This is a genomic window from Stappia taiwanensis (genome assembly GCF_014635285.1).
In the GTDB taxonomy this organism is placed as follows: Bacteria; Pseudomonadota; Alphaproteobacteria; order Rhizobiales; family Stappiaceae; genus Stappia; species Stappia taiwanensis.
In genome coordinates this window covers 466729-483276 of the sequence record NZ_BMCR01000002.1, presented here as the reverse complement: position 1 = coordinate 483276, position 16548 = coordinate 466729, and the positions used below count along the sequence as shown (strand labels likewise).

Annotated in this window: 14 protein-coding genes; 3 read left to right on the top strand and 11 right to left on the bottom strand. The window is 66.3% G+C overall.

The genetic code is table 11. The annotated features are described in order from the left end of the window. Positions 1-3: 3 nt before the first annotated feature. The 4 genes from IEV83_RS06055 to IEV83_RS20415 all read right to left on the bottom strand — a co-directional run bounded on the left by IEV83_RS06055 (position 4) and on the right by IEV83_RS20415 (position 3829). On the bottom strand, positions 4-1263 hold the full coding sequence (locus IEV83_RS06055; RefSeq protein WP_181759319.1) for an amidase: 1260 nt from the start codon (positions 1261-1263) through the stop codon (positions 4-6). Between the two features lie 69 nt (positions 1264-1332). Next, positions 1333-2391: a polyphosphate kinase 2 gene (gene ppk2 / locus IEV83_RS06050; protein ID WP_181759318.1), complete on the bottom strand. Its 1059-nt coding sequence runs from the start codon at positions 2389-2391 to the stop codon at positions 1333-1335. Positions 2392-2580: 189 nt separating this feature from the next. Then, the gene (locus tag IEV83_RS06045) at positions 2581-3117 is read right to left on the bottom strand and encodes a BA14K family protein (RefSeq protein WP_181759317.1); all 537 of its coding nucleotides are present in this window, start codon (positions 3115-3117) and stop codon (positions 2581-2583) included. 115 nt (positions 3118-3232) lie between these two features. Beyond that, positions 3233-3829 (bottom strand): BA14K family protein, encoded by a 597-nt coding sequence (locus tag IEV83_RS20415; RefSeq protein WP_244628073.1) that lies wholly within the window; start codon positions 3827-3829, stop codon positions 3233-3235. A gap of 207 nt (positions 3830-4036) precedes the next feature. Here IEV83_RS20415 and IEV83_RS06035 point away from each other — a divergent pair, with 207 nt between their 5' ends. Together IEV83_RS06035 and IEV83_RS06030 are read left to right on the top strand one after the other, a co-directional pair. Further along, positions 4037-4801: a HugZ family pyridoxamine 5'-phosphate oxidase gene (locus tag IEV83_RS06035; RefSeq protein WP_181759316.1), complete on the top strand. Its 765-nt coding sequence runs from the start codon at positions 4037-4039 to the stop codon at positions 4799-4801. Positions 4802-4895: 94 nt separating this feature from the next. Beyond that, positions 4896-5792, top strand: a complete 897-nt coding sequence (locus IEV83_RS06030; RefSeq protein ID WP_181759527.1) for an alpha/beta fold hydrolase — start codon at positions 4896-4898, stop codon at positions 5790-5792. A gap of 8 nt (positions 5793-5800) precedes the next feature. On the opposite strand, the gene IEV83_RS06025 is transcribed toward IEV83_RS06030, so the two are convergent. From IEV83_RS06025 to IEV83_RS05995, 7 genes are all read right to left on the bottom strand, one after another. Continuing rightward, positions 5801-6280, bottom strand: a complete 480-nt coding sequence (locus IEV83_RS06025) for a DUF2269 family protein (RefSeq protein ID WP_181759315.1) — start codon at positions 6278-6280, stop codon at positions 5801-5803. Next, positions 6280-7581 (bottom strand): SDR family oxidoreductase, encoded by a 1302-nt coding sequence (locus IEV83_RS06020; RefSeq protein WP_181759314.1) that lies wholly within the window; start codon positions 7579-7581, stop codon positions 6280-6282. Before IEV83_RS06020 ends, IEV83_RS06025 begins: the two co-directional genes overlap by 1 nt. A gap of 173 nt (positions 7582-7754) precedes the next feature. Next, positions 7755-11357 carry a hydantoinase B/oxoprolinase family protein gene (locus IEV83_RS06015; protein ID WP_181759313.1) on the bottom strand — a complete coding sequence of 1201 codons (3603 nt, stop codon included), beginning with the start codon at positions 11355-11357 and terminating at the stop codon, positions 7755-7757. A gap of 196 nt (positions 11358-11553) precedes the next feature. Then, a complete protein-coding gene (locus tag IEV83_RS06010; RefSeq protein WP_181759312.1) occupies positions 11554-12867 on the bottom strand; it encodes a TRAP transporter large permease in 1314 nt (437 codons plus the stop codon). A gap of 6 nt (positions 12868-12873) precedes the next feature. Next, positions 12874-13407 (bottom strand): TRAP transporter small permease, encoded by a 534-nt coding sequence (locus IEV83_RS06005; protein ID WP_181759311.1) that lies wholly within the window; start codon positions 13405-13407, stop codon positions 12874-12876. A 73-nt stretch (positions 13408-13480) separates the two neighbouring features. Further along, entirely contained in the window at positions 13481-14476 is a 996-nt protein-coding gene (locus tag IEV83_RS06000) for a TRAP transporter substrate-binding protein (protein ID WP_181759310.1), read from the bottom strand. Between the two features lie 73 nt (positions 14477-14549). Continuing rightward, positions 14550-15809 (bottom strand): NAD(P)/FAD-dependent oxidoreductase, encoded by a 1260-nt coding sequence (locus IEV83_RS05995; protein WP_181759309.1) that lies wholly within the window; start codon positions 15807-15809, stop codon positions 14550-14552. A gap of 193 nt (positions 15810-16002) precedes the next feature. Between IEV83_RS05995 and IEV83_RS05990 the strand changes: the two genes are divergently transcribed. Beyond that, positions 16003-16545: a winged helix DNA-binding protein gene (locus IEV83_RS05990; RefSeq protein WP_209002995.1), complete on the top strand. Its 543-nt coding sequence runs from the start codon at positions 16003-16005 to the stop codon at positions 16543-16545. Positions 16546-16548: the final 3 nt, after the last annotated feature.

Genomic DNA, 16548 nt, shown 5'->3' with positions numbered 1-16548 from the left:
TCTTCAGATCCGCCCGCTGCCAAGGCAGGCCTCTAGCCACGCAGCGGCGGCAAGGGCCGCCTTGTCACCGTTCCGGGGGCCAAGCACCTGCACACCGAGCGGTAGGCCGGCACCGTTGTAAAGGCCGGGCACATTGACCGCCGGCACCCCCATTAGCGTCCAGATGCGGTTGAACTCCGAGGAGCCGGTGGAGCCGAGCCCGCGCGGGGCGGCGCCGGGGGCGGAGGGCAGCAGCAGGGCATCGATGCCGGAGAACAGGTCCTGGCAGGCGCGGCGGGCGTCGGCGGCCGTTGTTTGGGCGGCATCGTAGTCGGCGGCGGTGAGGGCCCAGCCTTCGTCGAGGGTCTGGCGCAGATGGTCGCTGAACTGGTCTGCGGCCATGTCCCGCTCCGCCGCCAGCGCGCGCGTCGCCTCATAGTCCTGAATGGTCGTATGGGCCCTGAAGGCGTCCGCGAACACCTCCGGCAGGGTGAGCTCGACGAGCCGGGCGCCGCAGGCCTCGGCGCAGCGGATCGCCGTTTGCAGCGCGGCCTGCATCTGCTCGTCCGCCTGGGCGCCGGGCTGATGGCGCAGGATGCCGAGGGTGGGAGTGGCCGACAGCTCTCCGTCGACACGCCAGTCGCGCCCGGCCAGCGCGCCAGCGGCGAAGGCCGCGTCCCGGACGGTGGCGGCGAACAGGCCGAGTGTGTCGAGGGACCAAGAGAAGATCTTGACGCCCACCATCGGCAGTCGGCCATAGCTGGGCTTGAAGCCGGCAACGCCGCAGAAGGCGGCGGGCCGCACCACCGAACCGCCGGTCTGGGTGCCAAGGGCCAGCGGAAAGAAACCAGCGGCGACGCCGGCGGCCGATCCGGAGGAGGAGCCGCCCGGCGTGTGCTCCAGATCGTGCGGATTGCGGGTCGGGCCGGGGTGGAAGAAGGCGAACTCCGTGGTTACCGTCTTGCCGGGAATGACCGCGCCAAGGCGGCGGGCCAGGGCGACGATGGCGGCATCCACCGCCGGACGATGGCCGGCATGGATCGGCGAGCCGTATTCGGTGACGAGATCGCCGGTGTCGATGTTGTCCTTGACCGCGAGCGGCAAGGCGCGAAGAGGGCCGGTGGCCGTGCGCGCCGCCGCCCGGGCGGCGGCGAGGTCGCGGCAGGCGAAGGCGCGGATCGTGTCTTCGCGCTCGGCGATCGCGGCTTCGATCCGGTCGAACAGGGCGTCGGGCGTCAGGGTCCCCGCTTCCAGCTCCCGCGCAAGGTCAAGTGCAGACAACATTCGACGTTCCTCCCTCTTGTCAGGAAGATGTTGCCCATATCCGCACCGGCCGCAAGCGGCGGTGTGGTTTCAGCCGCTGCGCTTGCGGTCCGGATGCAGGGATTTGCCGAGAATATGGGTGTCGCGTCCGATCACGTGGGAACTGGAGCCGACGATCAGGTTGTCGGGACCGCGCACCAGCGACAGGTTCTTGTTCGGGTAGGGCAGGTTGGCGAGGAAATGCTGCATGCAGTTGATGCGCGCCCGTTTCTTGTCGTCCGACTTGACCACCGTCCAGGGGGCATCGGCGGTGTCGGTGTAGAAGAACATCGCCTCCTTGGCCTCGGTGTAGTCGTCCCACTTGTCCATCGAGGCGCGATCGATCGGCGACAGTTTCCATTGTTTCAGCGGATCGGTCTCGCGGGAGGCAAAGCGCCGGCGCTGTTCTTCGCGTGAGACGGAAAACCAGTATTTGAACAGCCGAATGCCGGACTGGACCAGCATCTGCTCCATTTGCGGGCATTGCCGCATGAAGTCGAGATACTCATTCGGCGAGCAGAAGTTCATCACCCGCTCGACCCCGGCCCGGTTGTACCAGGAGCGGTCGAAGAAGACGATTTCCCCGCCGGCGGGAAGCCACTCGATGTAGCGCTGGAAATACCACTGGCTGCGTTCCCGCTCGGAAGGCTTGGTCAGGGCGACCACCCGCGCGGCGCGCGGATTGAGGTGCTCCATGAAACGCTTGATGGTGCCGCCCTTGCCGGCCGCGTCGCGCCCCTCGAACAAGAGCACCACCTTCTGGCCGGTCTCCTCCACCCAGCGCTGCGCCTTCAGAAGTTCCACCTGGAGCGCCGCTTTCTGCCGCTCATAGACCTTGCGCTGCATCCTGGCGGCATAGGGGTAGGTGCCGCTTTCGAACATCTCGCGCACGGCTTGCGGATCATGGCGCATCTCGGCGAGCGCGTGACGGCGCGCGCCGCCGGTCCGATGCGCATTCTCCGCTTTCGCGTCCGCTTCCCGGGGGAGGGGGCTCTCCACTGGAGTTGCGATATCCGGCGTCTGCGCGCCGCTGGAGGCCGCACGGGGCGTCGTTTGCTCCGTCGTCGTCTCGGTGGCGGCGGTTCCGGTGACCTCGTCGCTCTCGTGCATGTCAGTGCCCCTCGCCCTCAACCTTCGGCGCCAGCCAGGCGGGTGCCGTCAAGGAAGGTGTAGCGCGTAATCGTTGAGAGCACGTTGACCCTCATCAAGCTTGGGGCGACGAGGCGGCGAAGACGACACATGCGCCGCCTGGTGGGGCGGCGCATGTGTCGCGAGGTATCGAAAAAGCGGGGTAGCCGGTCAACGGCAGAGCTTCTTCACGCCGGAATAGGTGGTGAACTGGCCGGTGCGCGGGTTGAAGCTGCGGTATTTTGCCGAGCAGTAGCGGTACCATTCCCGGGTCCAGGGCTCCGGACCGGCGCGGCCAACCACGACCGGGCGAGCGGGCCGATAATTGCGCGGGGCATCGTAGTAATCATCGTAATAGTCATCATAGTAGCGGTCTGCCCGGGCCGGTCCGCCATAGCCGCGGGGGCGGGGCGGCACATAGACCGGCTCCGGGTCGATGGGCTCGGGCGCGCTGAGGGCGGAGCCGATGATCGCCGCTGCGGCGAGGCCGATGACGCCGGCGGCGACGGCCGCTCCGACATCGTTGTTCTTTTTCTTTTTGTGGTGATGGTGGCGTGGGCGATGAGGGCGATGTGCCTGGTGATGTCCGCCATGCTGGCGCCAGTGCTTGCGTCCGCCGCCGGCCTCGGCGCTGGTCAGGGTCGGCAGGACCAGCGCGGTGGACAGGACAAGAGCGAGGCAGGTGGAAGTCACATGCTTGATGGTCATTTGGGCATTCCCTTGGCGGTCAGCTTCGAGTGACGATGTCCCTGTTGTGACATCGCGCCATTGAACCCTTGCTGAGGCCGCTGTTCATCTGGTGTTCAGCTTCGCGCCATCCCTGTCAGCGGCAGAAGCGATAGCGGCCGGAATAGGCCAGGTAGTAGCCGGTATTCGGATTGAAGCTGCGATACTTGCGGCTGCAATAGCGGTACCAGCTCGGCGTCCACGGCTCGTAGCGCCCGCGCCGGACCCGCACCGGCGGGTCGATGTAGCGAGGCTGACCGAGGCCCTGGCCGATGATGATACCGAGGATGCCAGCCGCGGCCGCTCCGCCCCAGTAGTCGTAGCCGTACCCGTATCCGTATTTGTAGCCGTAGTAAGGCCGATAGGACCGGTAGACCGGATAGGGGCGATAGGGCCGGTAGGGTCGGTAGGCATGGTTCCGGCGATATCTGGGGCGATAGTGCCGGGGCGCGCGATAGCCGCGACGATAGCCCCGATAGTAGTGTCGCTTGCCGCGATAGCCCGGGCGGCCATAGCGACGATGTCCGCGGCCCCCGATCAGGACAACGGGTGCATCGCCGGTGGCGAGACGGGCCGGCCCGGCCAGTGCCGGCAGCGGAGCGAACGATGCCGGCAACGCCAGGGTCAGCGCCAGAGCACCACAAACACACCATGCCCTGCCGCGCCGCGTCAGGTCAGCCATTGTGGTTTTCATGATCTTGTCCCCTGTTGTTGGTGAGACACCGCAATTGATGAATGGCCCTCAATATGGCGCGAGCGTGACCCGGCGGGTTTCCGGGGGCGCTTCGCGCATACCTTGCGCCAGGGCGTATTGCAGGGCAAAACGGGTGACAGAGGCGGCAAGGATGGAGCGGATCGCAATCCATCGTGCGGCGATCTTCGCAAATATGACAGGTGGCGGGTGAGCGAAGCAAATCAAACCACGGTGATACGCCCGACCGACGACGAGGCGCGCGCCTTGGCGCGGCGGCTGATACGGCTCGCTCGCCATGGGGCACTGGCAGTGCTCGATCCTCGGGACGGGGCGCCGTTTGCCTCCCGGGTGGCGCTCGCCACCGAGATGGACGGCACCTTGGTGATGCTGGTGTCGCGCCTGTCGCAGCACACCGAGGCCCTGGCGGCGGATGCCCGCTGTTCTCTGCTGGTGGGAGAACCGGGCAAGGGCGACCCGCTGGCCCATCCGCGTCTTACCCTCGTCGGGCGGGCCGAGCGGATCGCGGCGGACAGCGCCGCGTGCGGCCATGTGCGCCGGCGCTTTCTCGCCCGCCATCCGAAGGCGCAGCTCTATGTGGACTTCCCGGATTTCGCGTTCTTCCGCATCTCTCTCGACCGGGCGAGCCTGAACGGCGGTTTCGGCAAGGCGTATCTGCTGGAGCCGGGGGATCTCTTGCTTCCGCGTCAGGGGCTCGATCGGCTCCAGGCGATGGAGGAAGACGCGGTGGCGCATATGAATGCCGATCATGGCGAGGCGGTGGAGCTTTATGGGCGGGTGCTCGCCCGTGCCGGGGCCGGCCCCTGGCGGCTGACCTCGCTCGATCCGGAAGGGCTGGACCTTGCCGCTGGCGACAAGGTGGCCCGTGTTGCCTTCACGCCGCCGCTGGCCGAGGCTGGGGAGCTGCGCTCGCGCCTGGTGGCGCTTGCGAAACAGGCCCGCGCCGCCGCATGATCGGCGGCGATGAGCGGGCCCGATTCGCGATCGCCCGGCGCCGCCATTCATGGAATGCCCCATTCAGGGAACGCACAAGGAGTGCCCGTTCGTGATGCTGTCCATTCGCCGTCTTGCCGTCGGGCTTGCCGCTCTTGTTGTCGCGGTCACCGCCATGGAGGCGGAGGCCGGCTACCGGCTGGCGCCGTTCAAGGACAGCCTGTTCGACTACCCCGGGCTTTTGTCCGGGCGGCCCGAGGATCCGTTCGTCATTGTCGACTATGACAAGCGCCGGGACATTCACCGCCGCGACAAGGTGTGGGAGCGGCAGGTGCACGGAGAATATGTCTCCTTGCGGCCGCGCAGCTCTCAGGAAGATCTGACGCTGAAGGCCAATGGCCGCGCGATCACCTACATGCGGGTGGGGCGTCCGCGTGGTGCCAAGGCCATTGTCCTTTATATTCACGGGCAGGGCGGCAACCGGTTCCAGGGCATGAACGACGTCAGTTTCGGCGGCAATTTCAACCGCATCAAGAACCTGATGGTACGGAACGACGGGCTTTACCTGACCCTTGACGTGAAGAACTTCAAGGATCGGGGCGCCGCCGATGTCACCGCGCTGCTCCGTCATTATTCGGCGGCCTCGCCGGGTGCGCCGGTGTTTGTCGCCTGCGGCTCCATGGGGGGCGCGCTGTGCTGGCGGCTGGCCAAGAGCCCGGCGATGGCGCGGAAGATGGGCGGGATGCTGCTGCTCGGGTCGACCTATGACGAAAGCTTCTTCCGCAGTGCGACCTTTCGCGGTGGCCGGCTGCCGATCTATTTCGGTCATGGCAGCTGGGACAAGGTGTACGATTGGAAGAAGCAGGCTCGCTACTACGAACAGCTCAAGGCGCGAGCCCCTTCCTATCCGGCGAAATTCGTGCTGTTCGAAACCGGAACCCATGGCACGCCGATCCGCATGACCGACTGGCGGCTTATTCTCAACTGGATGCTGGCAGCCGGCGGCCGCTGAGCCCGGCTCTACAGAGACAGCGGGATATCGGGTCGGGCGAGCATCAGCCAGACGATTGCCAGGATCGCGCCGAAAGCGGGAAAGCCGCAGGCGAACCAGATGCGGTACAGGCGATGGTAGCGCGCGGGCAACGGCGCGCCGTTGCTGGCCGCCTCGCGGGCAAGTGCGCGCATCCGCATCTGGATCACGACCACCGGCAGCCAGAACACGCCGATAAAAAGGTAGAGGCCGATGGAGAGCAGCACCCAGCCTTCGGTGAGCTGCCAGCCGACTGAGTTTGCAAGCAACAGGCCGGTGATCGGCTGGACGACGACGGCGGTGGCGGTGAAGAGGAAATCGGCGGTCACCACCGTCCCGGCCACATGGGCGATGGCGCGCGGGTCGCCGCTGCGGTGAGCCATCAGCATGAAGAAGGCGATCCCGGCGCCGGTGCCGATCAGGACGGTTGCGCCGATCACATGCAGGAAACGCCAGACAAGCTCTTCCATCACCGCTCCTCCAGCAGCGCGATGGCGACCAGCGCCAGCGGGATCGACGGCAGCACCTTGACCAGCGGACCGAGCGGGTCGAGCCAAAGCCCCGGTACCACCAGGCTGGCGCTCGCCAGATAGGCGAGAGACAGCAGGATCATGCCCAGTGCCGCCTGCCTGGCACGGCTGCGGATGAGGATCATGAGCCCGAGCAGGATGTCGGCGATGGCGCCGCCGGCAACGGCAAGGGTCGAGACGAGCGGCGGCAGGCCGGCCTCCAGCAGGAGCCGCTGAGCGTCGGCAAACCGGATGAAGCCAATCGTCCCGGAGGCGATCCAGAAGAGACTGAGAACCGCGATCACCACAGGCATCATCAGGGCCATCCGCGCGAACCAGCGCTCCTGCAGCGTGGAGGGAAGACCGGCGAGCGTTTCTTCCAACGAGGACAAGCGACGCCCGGTGGCGGCCTCCAGCGGTGCGGGGTCGGCAAGCACATCTTCGCTCATGACCGTGAGGGCCGTGCTGCGCAAGGGCGAGCGCCAGCCGAGATGGCCGAGCAGATCGGCGCCGCGCGAGACAAGGCCGGCGCACCAGCCGGGCAAAAGGACGGTTCGCCGCGCCGGGGTGAAACCGAGCCAGCGGCGGAAGGCGGCAACCACCTCGGCAAGGCTATGCGGAGTGTCTTCAGCCACGTCGAGATCCTGCCCCGGTGCGAGCTTTCCCTCAATGGCATCAGCGACCAACTCGGTCAGGTCAGACAGGGCGAGGGTCTGGATTTTTCTCTCGGCATGAACGAGCGGCTGGATCAGCGGAACGGCGGCCAGCAACCGCAGCAGCGCCGTGCCGCCATAGGCTGCCGGGGCGATGACCAGCCCGGGCCGCAGGATCAGCCAGTCGAGTGGGCCGGAGGCCTTGAGCCGGGCGTCGGCGGCGGCCTTGGTGCGGTAGAATGCGGTGGAGGACCCTGACGCCGCGCCGGGAGCCGAGATCTGAATGAAACGTTTGGTGCCGGCCGCTTCGCAAGCGGCGATCAGCGACTGGATCGCCTGGTCCTGCACGGCGGCAAGGTCATCGCGGGCACCGTCCTGCAGCGCTCCGGCGGCATTCACCACCGCGTCAACGCCGGCAAGATGCGCGGTCCACTCGTCCGGGCGGGTCATGCGGGCGAGATCGACACCGATCCAGCGGATCGCCGGATAAAGACGCTCGCCCTTTTCGCGGCTGCGCCCGAGGCCGATCACCTCGTGACCGCGCGCGGCAAGCTGCCGGGCGATGCCGAGGCCGATCAGACCGTAGCCGCCAAGAATCAGTATCCGCATTGGCTGTCCCCGATGTTGCGGGGGCGACTGTCGCGGCTGGCGCCGGTTCTGTCCAGTGTCGCCGCGGAGCCTCCCTCGGGAGCGAAAACGCCGAAGGCGGCGAGGGCTTTCGCCATCGCCGCCTTCAGGTTGTTGTTCATCCGCCTGTTGGCGGGGCGTGGTCGGCTCGGGCCTTATGCCTTGCCCCAGCCGCCGGCGGTCGGGGTGATGACGGTGACCGCCTCGCCCGCCTTCAGGATGGTCTGGTCGCAGCCGGCCAGTTCCTCGACCGCGCCGTCGAGACGGCGGACGAGGGTCTTGCCGAGCTGGCCGTCCTCGCCGCCTTCCATGCCCTTGGGCGGCAGGGTGCGGTGAGAGGAGAGAATCGCGCAATCCATTTCCTCAAGGAAGCGGATGGTGCGCTTGGTGCCGTTGCCGGCCGACCATTTGCCCTTGCCGCCGGAGCCTTCGCGGATGTGGAAGTCCTCCAGGAGCACCGGATAGCGGAACTCCAGAACCTCCGGATCGGTCAGGCGCGAGTTGGTCATGTGCACGTGGACGCCATCGGTACCGTTGAAACCCGGACCGGCCGGCGAGCCGGAGCACAGGGTCTCGTAGTACTGGTAGGTGTCGTTGCCGAAGGTCAGGTTGTTCATCGACCCCTGGCTGTTGGCCATGGCCTTCAGCGCGCCGAACAGGGCGTTGGTGACATGCTGGCTGGTTTCCACGTTGCCGGCGACGACGGCGGCCGGATAGGTCGGCTTCAACATGCAGCCATCGGGAATGATGATGTGGATCGGCCGCAGGCAGCCGGCGTTCATCGGGATGTCGCCTTCGACCATCACGCGGAAGCAGTAGAGCACCGCCGCGCGGGTCACCGGTTCCGGCGCGTTGAAGTTGTTCGGCTTCACCTCGCTGGTGCCGGTGAAGTCGACGGTGGCTTCGCGGCTCTCCCGGTCGACGGTGATCTTCACCTTGATCACCGAACCCTGGTCGGTCGGGTACTCGAAGGTGGAATCGGTCAGTGCCTCGATCACCCGGCGTACGCTTTCCTCGGCGTTGTCCTGCACATGGCCCATGTAGGCCTGCACCACGTCGAGGCCGAAATGCGCCACCATCTTGCGCAGTTCCTTGACACCCTTTTCGTTGGCGGCGATCTGCGCCTTCAGGTCGGCGACATTCTGGGTGACGTTGCGCACCGGCCAGGGGTGGTCGGTCAGGAGCTCAATCAGCTCGGTCTCGCGGAAATGCCCCTTGTCGACCAGCTTGAAGTTGTCGATCAGGACGCCTTCCTCGTCGACGCTGGTGGCGCGCGGGGTCATGGAGCCCGGTGCCGAACCGCCGACATCGGCATGGTGACCGCGCGAGGCGGACCAGAACAGGATCTCCTTGCCCGCATCGTCGAACACCGGGGTCACCACGGTGATATCCGGCAGGTGGGTGCCGCCATTGTAAGGCGCGTTGAGGGCGAAGACGTCGCCCGGCGCGATCTTGCCGGCATTGAGCTTGATCACGGTCTCGACCGACCGGTCCATGGAGCCCAGGTGCACCGGCATGTGCGGAGCGTTGGCAACGAGGGCGCCGGAGGCGTCGAACACGGCGCAGGAGAAGTCGAGCCGCTCCTTGACGTTGACCGAATAGGCGGTGTTTTGCAGGGTCACGCCCATCTGTTCGGCGATGGACATGAACAGGTTGTTGAACACCTCCAGCATCACCGGATCGGCTTCGGTGCCGATGGCGGCGGCGCGGTCGAGGGCAACCACCCGGCGCAGCACCACATGATCCTTGGCGGTAACCTCCGCCTGCCAGCCCGGCTCCACGACGATGGTCTGGTGCGGCTCGACGATCAGCGCCGGCCCCATCAGCTTGTGGCCCGGCTTCAGGCTGGCGCGGGCGTAGAAGGCCGCATCGCGCCATTCGCCATCGGCAAAGACCGACCCGGTGTCGGTGGGGGCCGGCGTCTCGGTGGACAGCGGCCGGTCGGTCTCGGCGATGCCGGAGCCGCCGCCAACGGATTCCACTTCGAGTGCCTCCACGACAATCGGCTTGTCCTCATAGACGAAGCCGAACTGGGCGCGGTGGGCATCGGCGAAGGCGTCGGTCATGGCGGCGATGTCGTCGCGGGCATAGGCCACGGCAATCGGCGTGTCGGTGCCGTCGTAGCGCAGCAGTGCGCGCGGCAGGTCGCGGATCTCGCCCTCCGGCACGCCCTGGCCGGCAACTTCCGCCCGGGTTTCGGCCGTGAGCCGGTCGGCCAGCGCGCCGAGATCGGCAAGGGCGGACGGCTCCAGCCGCTTGACCACCGCCTGCTGGCGGGTGGAGCGGATGTCGGCAAGGCCCATGCCATAGGCGGAGAGAATGCCGGACAGCGGATGGACGACCACGGTGGTCATGCCGAGGCTGTCGGCGACCGAGCAGGCATGCTGGCCGCCGGCGCCGCCGAAGCAGGTCAGGGCGTATTCGGTGACGTCATAGCCGCGCTGCACCGAGATCTTCTTGATGGCGTTGGCCATGTTCTCGACGGCGATCTTGAGGAAGCCCTCGGCGACCTCCGCGGCGGTGCGGCCATCGCCGATCTCGGCGGCCATCGCCTCGAACCGGGCCGCGACCGCATCCCGGTCGAGCGGTTCGTCGCGGCCGGGACCGAAGATCTTGGGGAAGAAGTCCGGGCGCAGCTTGCCGACCATGACATTGGCGTCGGTGACGGCGAGCGGACCGCCGCGCCGGTAGCAGGCCGGGCCGGGGTTGGCGCCGGCACTGTCCGGACCGACCTGGAAGCGGCCATCGCGGTAGTGCAGGATCGAGCCGCCACCGGCGGCGACCGTGTGGATCATCATCATCGGCGCGCGCATGCGCACACCGGCGACCTCGGTCTCGAAGGCGCGTTCGTATTCGCCGTTGAAATGGGAGACGTCGGTGGAGGTGCCGCCCATGTCGAAGCCGATCATGGCATCGAAACCGGCCATCTTCGAGGTTTCGACCGCGCCGACGACACCGCCGGCGGGGCCGGAGAGGATCGCGTCCTTGCCCTGGAACAGATCGGCGGCGGTGAGACCGCCGGAGGACTGCATGAACATCAGCCGGCAGCCGGTGCCCTCAAGCTGCAATTCGCCGGCGACCTGCTCCACGTAGCGGCGCAGGATCGGCGACAGATAGGCATCGACCACGGTGGTGTCGCCGCGCCCGACCAGCTTCATCAGCGGCGAGACCTCGTGGCTGACGGACACCTGCGGGAAGCCGACCCGGCGGGCGACCTCGGCGACCTGGCTTTCATGGGCCGGGAAGGCATAGGCGTGCATGAAGACGATGGCGACCGAGCGGATGCCGCTGTCATAGGCGGCCTTCAGGTCTTTCTCGACAGCGGCCAGATCCGGCGTTGCCTCGGTGGTGCCATCGGCACGCACGCGCTCGTCCACCTCGACGACGCGCTCATAAAGGAGTTCGGGTTTGATGATTTCCTTGGCGAAGATCTCGGGCCGGGCCTGATAGCCGATCTCCAGCGCGTCGCGGAAGCCCTTGGTGGTGACCAGAAGGGTGCGGTCGCCCTTGCGCTCCAGAAGAGCGTTGGTGGCAACGGTGGTGCCCATCTTGACGGCGGCGATCTGCTCGGCCGGGATGCGCTCCTGCTGGCTGAGCCCCATCAGGTCACGGATGCCCTGGATGGCGGCATCGCGGTAGGCTTCGGGGTTTTCCGAGAGCACCTTGTGCGCCTTGATGGCGCCTTCGGGATCGCGGGCGACGATGTCGGTGAAGGTGCCGCCACGGTCGATCCAGAAATCCCACTTGCCCGTCGTCATGATGCGTCTCCCGGAATTGTTGTGTCGTGTGACCGGCGCGAGAATGCCGCCGGCCGAAGCTGGTGCTTGATATCAATAATTTATCGACAAAATGTCAATGTGAAACTTGGTAGGTGGGCGACCGGGGCATTCCCCCGCTGAGGGGACGCCCCGGTCAAGCTGCTGGCTTTGCGCCCGTTTTCGGCGCAAAGGCGGACTATCCGGCGGGGCCGGTCCGCATGTTTTCCGGCAGCCAGGTGGCCAGATCGGGCGCGGCGATCAGCACGAACACCATCAAGACCATGATGGCGAACATCGGCAGCGCCGCCTTGGAGATGTAGCTCATCTCGTGCCGGGTCATGCCTTGCAGCACGAACAGGTTGAAGCCGATCGGCGGCGTGATCTGCGCCATCTCGACGACGACGACGATGAAGATGCCGAACCAGATCAGGTCGATGCCGGCGGCGCGCACCATGGGCTCGACCACCGCCATGGTCAGCACCACGGAGGAGATGCCATCGAGGAAACAGCCGATGACGATGTAGAAGACCAGCAGCGCCATCAGCAGCTCGAACCGGCTCAGTTCCAGATGGGCGATCCATTCGGCGAGCGCGCGCGGCAGGCCGGTGAAGCCCATCGACAGCGACAGGAAGGCGGCGCCGGCCAGAATCAGCGCGATCATCGCCGAGGTGCGGGTGGCGCCCATCAGGCTCTCGGTGAAGGTGCGCCAGCTCAGCGAGCCCTGGGCGGCGGCGAGCACCAGCGAGCCGATCACGCCGATGGCCGAGGCTTCGGTGGCCGTGGCGATGCCGGTGTACATGGAGCCGATCACGGCGGTGATCAGCAAGAGCACCGGGATCAGGAAGCGGGCGTTCCAGAGCTTTTCGCCAAAGCTCATGGGCGGCTCCGGCGTCGGATTGTAGCTGTCCGATAGGCGGGCATGGATTGCCGCATAGCCCATGAACATCAACGCCAGCACCAGACCGGGCAGGATGCCGGCCATGAACAGCTTGGAAATGGATTCGTTGATGGTCACCCCGTAGACGATCAGGGTGAGCGAGGGCGGAATCATCAGCCCCAGGGTCGCCGCGCCGGCCAGGGTGCCGATCACCATGTGTTCGGGGTAGTTGCGCTTGCGCAGCTCGGGCACCGACATCTTGCCGACGGTGGTGAGCGTCGCCGCCGAGGAGCCGGAGACGGCGGCGAACACGGTGCAGCCGACGATGTTGGTATGAAGAAGCCCGCCGGGCAATCGCGCCATGAAGGGGGACAGCCCCTTGAACATGTCTTCCGACAGACGGGTGCGGAAGAGGATCTCGCCCATCCAGATGAACATCGGCAGGGCGGTGAGCGTCCAGGAGGAGGAGGCGGACCAGATCGTCGTGATCATGGTGTCGCCGGCCGGGCGCGAGGTGAAAAGCTCCATGCCGACGAAGGCGACGCCGAGCAGGGCGAGGCCGACCCAGACACCGGTGCCGAGCAGCAGGAAGAGAATGAACAGGAAGATCGCGATGAGCTGGAATTCCTCCATGCGGGGTCAGTCTCCGTGGCTCTGTTCGACGAGGTCGGGTTTGATGCGGTGGGTGCCGCTGATCAGCACATGCAGCAGATGGTCGGTGAGGGCGATGGCGAAGATGCCGGCGCCGATCACCATGGCCATCTGCGGGATCCACAAGGGGGTGGCGTCCTGCCCCTGGCTGATGTCCTTGAACTTCCACGACCAGTAGGCGGCGCGGCCCGCGTACCAGGCGAAGTACCAGGCGAGCGCTGCACCGATGCCGAAACACCAGGTCTCCAGCAGCCGGCGCGGCAGGCCCTCAAGCATGTTGAGCACCAGGCTGACGCGAATGTGCGAGCCGTGGTTCAGCGCATGGGCGAAGGCGAAGAACGAGGCGGCGGCCATGCAGTAGCCGGCATAGTCGGGCGCGCCGGGGAACACTTCGCCGGTCCAGCGGGCCAGCATCTGCACCACGATCAGCGCCAGGATGGCCACCAGAAAGACTGCCGCGACAACGCCGCTTGCAAAATACAGTTTGTCGAGCCCCGACCGCAAAAGCCGTGGTGCCGTCATCGCCGATCCTCCGCGCCGGTTCGGGAAAAGGGATGCGGAAGGCTTTGGGCGCCTCCCGCATCGGTGTTTTTTGTTACTGCATGCCCTTGTAGGCATCGACGATGGCCTTGCCATCCTCGCCGGCGGCGTCCAGCCATTCGGTGGTCATGGTCTCGCCGATGATCTGCAGCTCGCCGGCCAGTTTCTCGCCCGGGCGCTGGACGGTCATGCCGTTCTCACGCAGACCGTTGACGGTCACCTGGGTGTATTCCACCGCGCGCCAGGTGCCGGCGTACTCGGCCAGCTCGGCGCAGCCGCGAATGACATTGCGGTTGGCGTCGCTGAGACCCTGCCAGACATCCTTGTTGACCATCACCGTGTTGCGCGGCAGCCAGGCGTCGACCTCGTAGAAATGGGTCAGGCTTTCCCAGACCTTGCGGTCATAGCCGGTGGAACCGGAGGAGATCATGGAATCGGCAACGCCGGTGGCGAAGGCCTGGGAGATTTCCGCCGCCTCGATGGTCACCGGCAGCATGCCGGTCAGCTCGGCGATGCGGGCGGTGGCATTGTTGTAGGAGCGGAACTTGACGCCCTTCATATCCTCGACGGAGTTGACTTCCTTCTTGAAGTACAGCCCCTGCGGCGGCCACGGCACGGAGTAGAGCATGACAAGATTCTGCTCATCCAGCACCTTCTCCATGGTCGGCTTGGCCGCCTTCCACAGCTTGGCCGCATCCTCGAACGAGGTGGCGAGGAAGGGAATGGAATCGATGCCGAAGATCGGGTTCTCGTTCTGGTGGGCGGAGAGGAGACGCTCGCCGATCGGCGCCTGACCGGTCTGCACCGCGCGCTTGATGTCCGCGCCCTTGAACAACGAGCCGGAGGGATGAGTGACGATCTCGATATCGCCGCCGGTGCCGGTGGTGACGCATTTGGCGAATTCCGCCCCGGTCGCCGAATGGAAGTTGCTGGGGGAATAGGCCATCGGCATATCCCATTTCTCGCCCGCCAGCGCCGGGACGGCGAAGCTCAGGGTGAAGGCAGCCAGTGAGGCAAGGCCCGTGGTGGTTTTCAGAAAGCGCGACGTCATGATGTTCTCCTCCAGTTGATGGCTCGCGTTTCGTGGTTGGTGAGGTTCCGTGTCCGGTCCGCCCCTTGCAGTTTTAACGGGCATAGCGGCCGGGCGCATAGGGGCGCATGTCGATATTGGGAGTTCGCCCGGAGACCAGATCGGCGATCAGGCGCCCGGTGCGCGGGCCCCCGGTCAGGCCGACGTGATGGTGACCGAAGGCCATCAGCACATCGGCGTGGCGCGGAGACGGCCCGATCAGGGGGACGGAATCGGCCGGTGCGGGGCGGTGGCCCATCCATTTCGTCGTCGCCCGCCAGGTCAGCCCCGGCATTGCCTTGCGCAGCTCCGCTTCCAGAACGCGGAAGGGCGCTTCGCTGGGCGGAGCCGTCAGCCCGCCGAACTCGACAATGCCGGCAAGCCGGATGCGCCCGTCCATCGGCGTGATGACGAATTTGCCCGAGGCGATCATGCAAGGGGCGTTGGGGTAGGCGCTCGGCTCCTCCAGCTCCAGATGATAGCCGCGCTCGCTTTCCAGCGGCACATCGACCCCGAGACGGCGGGCGAGATCCTTCGACCAGACCCCGCCGGCCAGCACCGCCCTTGCGCAGGGCAGCGGCCCCTGGTCCGTCTCCAGCGCCGAAAGCCGGCCATTCTCGAAGCAGAAATCGCGAACGTCGGCGCGGTGGATCTTGCCGCCCAGCGTTTCGAAATGGGCGGCCAGATCCTTCACATAGCGGCCGGGATCACGGATATGGCCATGATCGGGGAGGCGGACGGCGAAGCTGTTCTGCGGGCTGAGCAGCGGGTCGTACCGGGTGAGCGCCTCGGCCTCCAGCTCTTCCCACCCGAAGCCGGCGGCACGGCGGATATCCCAGGCGAAGGCATCGGCGCGGAAGGCGGCGCGGTCCTTGTAGACATAGAGATAGTCGGAAGGGCGCAGCCATTTCTCCGCTGGGGTGCCGCTGGCGAGCGCCTGATGCTGCTCCAGACTGTCACCGATGATCGGCGTGAGCGCGGCGGCGATCCGCCGGGTTTCCTCAGGGCTGCAATGCGCAAGATAGCGGGCCAGCCACGGCAGGAGCCTCGGCAGGTAGGACCAGCGCAGGAACAAGGGGCTCGACGGGTTGGCGAGCATGCCCGGGGCCTTGAGCATCAGCCCGGGAACGGTCACCGGGACGACGGCGCAGGAAGCAAGCACCCCGCCATTTCCGTGTGAGGTAGCCTCGCCTGGGGGCAAACGGTCGACCAGCACCACGTCATGGCCGTCGCGGGCGAGCCAGATGGCCGCCGAGACGCCGACGATGCCAGCGCCGATCACCGCGATCGTCGTGTTGTTCCGTTCCCTTCGCACGCACCCCTCCCAAGGCGATAGGCCGGCAGTTTCCGTTGGCGGTCTCCGTAAGTCAATGATTTATCGATAAAATCTGAATGTTTATCGCGGGTTGCATTGATCGCGTGAATGCTACCCGCGTTCGGCGTGTTGCTCTTGCCGGCGCTCCCGGCGTAGCTTGGAGCGCATGGTTCACGTTCAGGACGAGTTGCATATGAGCGATACATCCGGCCCCGCCGGGGAAACCCGTGGCGGCATTGGACCGGTGGTGTCCGCCGCGCATCTGGCATCCGGCGCCATGCCGGCGCTGTCGGAGGTCGAGTTCGCGGTGACCATGATGGTCAACGCCTATCACCGCTGGATGGTGCGCTGCATGGCGGCGGCGGGCAGCCCGGGCATGAGCCCGCTGGATACCCTGGTGCTGCACACGGTGAACCATCGCGACCGGCCGAAGTCGCTGGCCGACATCTGCCTTGTCCTCAACATCGAGGACACGCATGTGGTCACCTATGCGCTGAAGAAGCTGGAAAAATCCGGGCTGATCGTCACCGGAAAGCGCGGCAAGGAGAAGATGGTGGAGATCACCACGGCGGGTGAGGCGATCTGCCTTGAGTACCGCCGTTTGCGCGAGGCGCTGCTGGTCGGTCCGGTGAAGGCGCTGGGCATGGACGAACAGGAGCTGTCGCGTCTGGCGGCCACCTTGCGCTCGGTGTCCGGTCACTACGATCAGGCCGCGCGGGCGGCGGCGGCGATGTAGTCC